The sequence below is a fragment of the Tahibacter caeni genome (assembly GCF_024609805.1).
GTDB classification, from domain to species: domain Bacteria; phylum Pseudomonadota; class Gammaproteobacteria; order Xanthomonadales; family Rhodanobacteraceae; genus Tahibacter; species Tahibacter caeni.
Genome location: NZ_JANFVR010000236.1, coordinates 1 through 7,652 on the forward strand (window position 1 = coordinate 1; position 7,652 = coordinate 7,652).

Sequence of the window (7,652 nt, forward strand, 5' to 3'; positions counted from 1 at the left end):
ATCGCCGCGGCCGCGGCGATCGCGATCGCCGCCGGCATCAGCCTGTCGCGCAAGCCCGTCGCCGACGCGGCGCACGGCGCCGGCGAAGCGCTGCCGGGCCTGGCCGAACACGTCAACGACGTCACGCGCTTCAGCCTGACCGGCCCGGGCCAGAAGCTGCTGGCGACGCTGGAGAAGGGCGAGCAGGGCTGGAGCCTCAAGGAAAAGGGCGGCTATCGCGCCGATGCGGGCAAGGTGCGCGAGTTCCTGCTGCGGCTGAGCCAGTCGCGCTTGCTCGAGCAGAAGACCGCGAACGAACAGCGCTATTCCGACATCGGCGTGACCGACATCGGCGCGTCCGACGCGAAGGGCCTGCTCGTCGCGCTCGACGGACTGCCGCAACCCGCGCAGCTGATCGTCGGCATCATGAATCCGCGCGGCGATGCGACCTACGTGCGTCGCGCCGGCGAGAAGCAGAGCTGGCTCGCGAAGGGCAATCTGATTCCGGACAAGACCGCGGCGAACTGGCTCGACAAGCGCATCGTCGACCTGCCGGCCATGCGCGTGCGCGAGGTCGCCTGGAGCCGTCCCGACGGCAAGGCCGCGCGTGTGTTCAAGGCGCAGCCCGGCGACACGAACTATGCGCTGGCCGATCTGCCCAGGGGCCGCGAGCTGTCGTCGGAGTTCGCCGCGAACACGCAGGCCACGACCCTGGCCGGTCTGAATTTCGACGACGTGTTCGCTGCGGCCGATGCGCCCGCGCCGGCCGACGGCAAGGTCTACCGCGCGACGTTCGCGAGCTTCGACGGCGTCGTCGTCGCGCTCACCGGCTGGAAGAAGGACGAGAAGTTCCACGCCCAGTTCCAGGCGCGCAGGGACGAGGCCGCGTTCGAGGCGGGCCTGAGCGCGGCCCAGGCCAAGGCCAAGGCGGACTGGGACGCGCAGCAGGCCGCTGCGACCGCGGATTCCGCCAAGCCGGCCGCCGCGCCGCCGCTCGCCGTCGCCGATCCCGCCAAGGACCGCAGCGAGCGCAGCGCCGCCGTCGATGCGGAAGTCGCCGAACTCGGCCGCCGCTTCGCCGGCTGGACCTTCGTGCTGCCGGCCTACAAAGCCGCCAGCTTCGACAAGACCGCCGACGAATTCCTCAAGCCGCTCGACGACAAGAAGGCCGACGCGAAGAAGCCGGCGGCGAAGTGAGTCGCGGCGGCGGCAACGCGCGCTGCGCGAGAAGCGGGTTGCCGGATTCGCGAAGCACCGCAGCCGTTTTGCGCGCAGCAGCGCTTCTTCCTTTCCCCGACTGCCGTCGGGGAGATGGCCGACGGAGAAGCCGACGTTTGCGCAGGTGTCCGGTTTTCGGCGTCATGCTCGTGATGCGGCTGTCGCGCCGAAACCCGCCGGCAGGCCCGCCGACGTTTCTCCCCTGACCAACCCGCTCCCTCTAGCGCGTTTCGCGCTTGGGGGAGCGGGCGCCAGTCGGGCGAACGCGCCATGGGTACGCTGCAATCGGCCGCTTCGCGAGCGCCTGGTGCCTGCTCCGCAGGCGCGGTTGTAATCGGCGCTTCATTTTCAAACGATTGCCGATGGCTGGTTCCGGCCGCGAACGTGCGCAGTGGATCGGTGCCGGCTTTTACTTATGCACAAATATGCAATCCATTTGTATTGTGCATTGCATCATCCGTGGCTAAGATGCCGCCCGTCCGCCGCCGCCGCGCGGACACTCGCCACACTCTCCATCGACAGCGCGAATCGCGACCGTCCTGCGGTCGTGCGGTGCTCTGCGCGCTGGCGAACGTCGCGGGTCGTCGCGGCCGGGCGGCTGCAGGAACGGACGTTCCTGCAGCGAGTTGGATCGAAGGCAAGGCGCCAGGGACGGCGCGGCTTCGACCGCCGGGTTTTCCCCGAGATCCGTGCGTCCGGCTGCAACCGGGCGTGCGGGTTCTTTCTTTGCGGTTCGCGGCGCGAGGCCGTCGCGAACGGGTGGATCTTTACGCGCCGCCGCTTCAGCGCCGGCGCCAGAATGTCCAGCCCAGCACGAGCCAGCCGGCGATCAGCGCCGTACCGCCCAGCGGCGTGATCGCGCCGAACCAGCGCGGCGCACCGAGCGCGAGCGCGAACAGCGTCGTCGAGAACACTGCGCTGCCGGCGAGAAACAGCAGCGCCGCGATCGTGCTGCCGCGTGCCGCGGCGGTTTCCGCATGACGCGCGGCGAACAGCGCAGCCAGCACGTGCCAGAACAGGTAGCTGACCGCGGTCTGCCACAGCGCGAGCTGGTTCGCATCGAAACTCGCGCGCAGCGCATGCGCACCGAACGCGCCGCAGGCCACGGCCAGGGCGCCGCCGAGCGCGGCGAGCAGCGACAGCAGGCGGGGATGCGGCATGGGGAGCTCCGTAAGCGCGGACCGGTCGCGGATCATAACCACGCCGCGGCCGGCGCCGCTCGCGGCGCTCCACACGTACGCACGGTGCTGCCGTGAACGGCGCGGTCGTTCGCGGCGGACTCAGAGATCGCGCGCGTAGACCGCCGTGGACGGCGCGGTCGGCGTGGCTATCGTGCGCTCGAACGCGAGGCCGAGCTTTTCGAGCAGGCGGATCGAGCGCGCGTTCGACGGCGTGACGATCGCGAGCAGCCGCGGCAGGCCGAGCTCGCGCGCATGCGCCACGGTCGCGCGCGCGGCCTCTTCGGCGTAGCCGCGACCCCAGTGCGCCGGCAGGAACGCATAGCCGATGTCGACGTCGGGCAGGGTGTCGCGCCGGATCAGGCCGCACATGCCGACCGCTTGCCCGCCGTCGCGCAGCTCGATGCAGTAGAGCCCGTGGCCGCAGCGCGCGTACATGGCCAGCGGGCCGTTCTCGAGATAGGCGCGCGCGTCGTCGAGCGTGCGCACGCCCTTGTCGCCGATGAACTCCAGCCACGACGGTTCGTTGACGAGCTGCAGCACGAACGCGGCGTCGTCGGGCGCGAGACGGCGCAGGCGGAGTCGTTCGGTTTCGGCGATCACGTGCATGTACGGTTCTCAGTAGCGCAGCGACAGGCAGCTCAGGCCGCCGTCCATCTTGCGGAATTCGCTCATGTCGAGCTCGATCAGCGCGTGACCGAGCTCGCGCAGCCGCGCGGCCGTGCGCGGATAGCCCGCGGCGACCAGCAGGTGATCGTTCACACGCACGGCGTTGGCCGCGTAGGCTTCGTCGGATTCGATGCGGACGCGTTCCCAGGCGGCGAACGCCGGATGATCGGCGAGCGCGGCGATCAGCAGCAGGCGGCCGTCGCCGAGCCAGCTCAGACCGCTCTTCAGGTGCAGGATGCCGGGCGTGTCGCGGATGTCGACCTCGCTGGTCGTATGGCCCGCCGCCTGCAGCCGCCGCGCGAGCTGTGCGGCGCCGCCGGCATCGGTGCGCGCCGAAATGCCGATGAACACGTGCTCGCCGGCCTCGCAGATGTCGCCGCCGTCGACCGTGCCCGGCTCGACGATGGCCTGCAGCGCGTGTCCCTGCTGCGCGAGACTTTCGCGGATCGCGTCGATCTCGCCGCGACGGCGGTCGGCGCCGGGACGCGTGATCACGCTGCAGCGCGGCAGCAGCACGGCCGTGTCTTCGACGAAGCAGGCATCGGGATGGCGCGCGTCGGCGGGCAGGCGGATCAGATTCAGGCCGCAGCGCTCGAGCGCGTCGCAGTAGCGCGCATGCTGGGCCAGCGCGAGCGCGACGTCGGGTGGTCCCAGCGATTCGCGGGTCAGGCCTTCGGCGAAATTCGCACTCGGCGGACGGACGATGGCGGATCGGAACACGGCGGCGCTCGCGCAGGCGGGCTCGGCACGTTAGCGGCTCCGGCGCGGCAAGTGAAGCCCGTGCGGGTCGTTCGCGGCCTGCTATCGTGCGGCGCCTTGCGGCGGCGACTCTCATGGACCTGGCCCGAATGGCACTGACTTAACGCCAAGCCCCTGACAGGAAAAGCAAAGCCGGCTCGCAATGCTAAGGTGGAGTTACCAGACAACACCCGCAGCAAAGGAGCCGGCTCGATGCATCCTATGCGCAGCACCCGCGTGCGGCAACGGCACGCGTTACGACGTGGGCTTCGTTCGATCGACGCGTATGCGTTCTTCGATCTGCTGACCGATTCCTCAATGCTCGATCAGGTCGAGTCGCAGCTTCCGGCGCATCGTGAGCGATTGCTGCCGCCGACGGAAACACTGGCGATGTTCCTCGCTCAAGCCCTGGGTGCGGATCGTTCCTGCCAGCAGGCCGTGAACGGTTTCGTGGCCAGACGTGTAGCAGGAGGGCTGTCCGCGTGTAGCACGTCGACCGGCGCATTCTGTCGTGCACGGCAACGGCTTCCTGAGTCCATGGTGTCGTCGCTGCTGCGTTTTACCGGGCAACGTCTTGTCGACACGACAGCTACCGAAGATCGCTGGCAAGGCCGTCGTGTGAGGCTGGTCGATGGCACAACCGTGCCGATGCCGGATACGGCTGCCAACCAAGCGGCCTTTCCTCAGCTGGGTAGGCAAATGCCTGGCCTGGGCTTTCCGTTGTGTCGATTGCTGGCGCTGCTGTGCCTGTCCAGTGGCGCCATCATCGACGCCGCCACGTGCCCGGTGAAGGGCAAGGGAAACGACGAGCAAAGCCTATTGCGCCGGTTGCTTGATCACCTGCAGCCCAACGACGTGCTCCTGGGTGATGCACTGTTCGCCACGTACTTCCTTCTGGCCGAGCTCACCCAGCGCGGTGTCGACGGCGTATTCGAGCAATACGGAGCGCGTCGACGTAGCACCGACTTCCGCCGCGGCCGTCGGCTGGGACCGCGGGATCACGTGATTGAACTGCGCAAGCCGTCGGAGCGGCCGCCTTGGATGACCCCGGAACAGTACGACGCTGTGCCTGGCACGCTGGCCGTTCGGGAAGTGCTCACCGGTGGCAAGCTGCTCGTAACAACGCTGCTTTGCCCACGCCAGACGCCCAAGGACGCGCTAAAGGCTCTGTATCGGCAGCGCTGGCATGCCGAGCTGGATCTACGCTGCCTCATGACCACACTGGGCATGGAAACGCTCAGCTGCCGCACGCCGGCGATGGCCATGAAGGAGCTGCGCGTTTATCTGCTCGCCTACAACCTGGTGCGCGGCCTCATGCTTCGCGCGGCTCGGCATGCCGGCCTTGCGCCACGCCAGCTGAGCTTCAAGCACACCGTCCAGCTCTGGCTGGCATGGCGCGCGGCGTATCGATCCTGCCATCGAAAACTCGGTGACCTACTTGTCCTGGTTGCACAGCGACGCGTGGCACAAAGACCTGGCCGCATCGAACCCCGCGCCGTGAAGCGAAGACCGAAACCGTACAAACTTCTCATGCAACCACGACATGTGGCGCGGGAGTTTGTTCGCGCCAATGGGCACCCGGCACGTGTTAAGTAAGTGCCATTCGGACCTGGCCCTGTTCGATTTCGACGGCACCCTGACCGAACGCGAGACCTTCCCGCTGTTCGTCCGCGCAGTCACGCCGCGGCTGCGCGCGACGGCCTGCAGCTTCGCGTTGCTGCCGCTGATCGCGGGCTGTCGCCTCGGCTGGATCGGCGGCACGGTCACGCGCGCGGGGATCGTCCGCGTCGCGCTCCGCGGCTTGCCGGCCGAGGCCGTCGCGGCGGCCGGCGAACGGTTCGCCGAAGCCGTCGAGCCGACCTTGCTGCGGCCGCAGGCCTGGGCGCGGCTGCAACGGCACCGCGATCGCGGCGACGCGGTCGCGATCGTCCCGGGCGCGCTCGACGCCTATCTCGCGCCCTGGTGCCGCGCGCAAGGACTGACCCTGTTCTGTTCCTCGCTGGAACAGCGCGACGGCCGATCGACCGGCCGCTACCGCGGCGCCCAGTCCGTCGGCGCGGAAAAGGCGCGGTGCGTGCGCGCGCATTACGACTTCGGCCGCTTCGCGGACGTGCACGCCTACGGCGATACGCCGGAGGACCGCGAACTGATGGCCCTGGCCGCGCACCGCCACTACCGCGGCAAGGCGCTGGGCCGAGCGCGGCCGCGGCAACGTGCCGAGTCCGGCTGATCCGCAGCGCATCACAGGCCGTTAGCGAGGGGCTGGGCTAGAGTCGGCGGCCGGAAGGGCCCTGTACGAGGAAACACCGCATGACTCGCACGACACGCTATGCATCGACCGTCCTGGCGCTCGCCGCCGTGTTGGCCGCGCCGGCCCGGGCGCAGTTGCCGACGTATGCGCCGCCGCAGCTGCAGGCGCGCACCAACCTGCTCGTCAACGACAACGGCTACAATCTGCCGCCGGGATCGTCGTTCAACAGCATCAGCGCCGACATCGACGACGGCGGCCGCGTCGCTTTTCCGGTGCAGGTCGTGCCCAACGGCGCGAGCAGCAGTCCCGGCGTCTGGTTCGGCCCCGGCGACGGCAGCGGCGGCATCGTGTTCTACGGGCCGCTGGATTCGCTGATCAGCTCTTCGCTGCGCATGAACGACGACGGACTCGTCGTGTTCACCTTGTTCGACACCGGCGGCCAGGACGGCATCTGGCGCTACGACCATGCGGTGCAGCAGGCCGCGCGCGTCGGCACCTCGCCGGTGTTTCCGAACAGCTACAGCACGCCGGGCATCAACGCGGCTGCGCAGATCGGCTTCCAGGCCACGTTCGCCGGCGGCCGCGCGTATGCGTCGGTCGCGCCCGGCGCCGGCGCGCTGATCCACGTCGCCGATCGCGGCATCGATCCCGGCAGCAGCTACACCTACCTCTACACGCCGGCGTTCGACGACACGCGCGGCATCGTCGGCAAGGTCGCGACGTCGGCCGACCTGACCAGCGCGACCGAGATCCGCCGCTTCGCGAGCGACGGCAGCTCCGTGCGCCTGGCCGCGAACCGCGGCACCGATCCGCTGTCGCCGATACGCCAGTTCGACAACTCGCTTGCGCTCAGCGATCTCGGTCGCGTCGCCTTCGTCGCGACGCGCGAAGCGGACAGCCGCCGCGCGGTCTATCGCATCGACGGCGCCGGCCTGACCGAGATCGCCGTCGTCGATCCGGCCGGCACGATACGCGAGCTCGAATCGTTTCCGCCGACGATCAACGACGCCGGCCTCGTCGCGTTCCGCGCGCGCGACGCGAACGGCCAGGCCATCTACGTCGGCGACGGCGTCACGCTCGCGCGCGTGGCCGGCAAGGGCGACCAGGTGACGACCGACCTCGGCCTCGGCCAGATCGGCCAGCACAACACCGATTCCGTGTTCTCCGGCACGCCGATGCTGAACAACCGCGGCGATCTCGTGTTCATCGCGGCGCTGCATCCCGACGGTCAGAACCAGATCGAATGGGGTACCGGCGTGTTCGTCGCGAAAGTCGCCGACACGATCTTCGCCGACGGCTTCGAGCCCTGAGAGCGGCGCATCGGACCTGCATCGCCGTTTCCGTGGCGCCGCATCGCCGTTCGTGCGGGACGCCGCCGTTCGCGAACGGGGCGGGTCTCGATGCAAGACATTTCTGTCCCCATGCCTCGCGTCACCGTCCGTGACGCGAGGCCAGACAGCTCATTCGTTGCGCGAGGCGCCACTTGACGCAGTGAATTCGACGCAGCGGCCGTGACCGTGCCTCACGCCTGACCGAGTGTTCCGCGCCCTGTGGCATACCGACGTCTTCACTCGGGTTGCGGCTTCCATACGCCGCCGTAACGACGCGGTTTACGGACG

7 protein-coding genes are annotated in these 7,652 nt (G+C 69.0%); 4 read left to right on the plus strand and 3 right to left on the minus strand.

Annotation, left to right across the window (positions count from 1 at the left end; all coding sequences use genetic code 11):
• The coding region (locus NON22_RS17155; RefSeq protein WP_257388166.1) for a DUF4340 domain-containing protein at positions 1–1,176 on the plus strand (1,176 nt) is incomplete at its 5' end.
• 803 nt (positions 1,177–1,979) lie between these two features.
• Here the strand turns inward: NON22_RS17155 and NON22_RS17160 are convergent.
• The 3 genes from NON22_RS17160 to NON22_RS17170 form a co-directional block, all read right to left on the minus strand.
• Positions 1,980–2,357 (minus strand): DUF423 domain-containing protein, encoded by a 378-nt coding sequence (locus tag NON22_RS17160; protein WP_257388167.1) that lies wholly within the window; start codon positions 2,355–2,357, stop codon positions 1,980–1,982.
• Between the two features lie 120 nt (positions 2,358–2,477).
• Positions 2,478–2,984 carry a GNAT family N-acetyltransferase gene (locus NON22_RS17165; protein ID WP_257388168.1) on the minus strand — a complete coding sequence of 169 codons (507 nt, stop codon included), beginning with the start codon at positions 2,982–2,984 and terminating at the stop codon, positions 2,478–2,480.
• 9 nt (positions 2,985–2,993) lie between these two features.
• A complete protein-coding gene (locus NON22_RS17170; protein ID WP_257388169.1) occupies positions 2,994–3,764 on the minus strand; it encodes a dimethylarginine dimethylaminohydrolase family protein in 771 nt (256 codons plus the stop codon).
• Positions 3,765–3,995: 231 nt separating this feature from the next.
• Here NON22_RS17170 and NON22_RS17175 point away from each other — a divergent pair, with 231 nt between their 5' ends.
• From NON22_RS17175 to NON22_RS17185, 3 genes are all read left to right on the plus strand, one after another.
• Entirely contained in the window at positions 3,996–5,378 is a 1,383-nt protein-coding gene (locus tag NON22_RS17175) for an IS4 family transposase (RefSeq protein WP_257388170.1), read from the plus strand.
• Positions 5,353–6,012, plus strand: a complete 660-nt coding sequence (locus NON22_RS17180) for an HAD-IB family phosphatase (RefSeq protein ID WP_257388171.1) — start codon at positions 5,353–5,355, stop codon at positions 6,010–6,012. The genes NON22_RS17175 and NON22_RS17180 overlap by 26 nt, the downstream gene beginning before the upstream one ends.
• An 80-nt stretch (positions 6,013–6,092) precedes the next feature.
• Complete coding sequence (locus NON22_RS17185; RefSeq protein WP_257388172.1) at positions 6,093–7,343, plus strand: choice-of-anchor tandem repeat NxxGxxAF-containing protein; 1,251 nt, start codon at positions 6,093–6,095, stop codon at positions 7,341–7,343.
• Positions 7,344–7,652 lie beyond the last annotated feature (309 nt).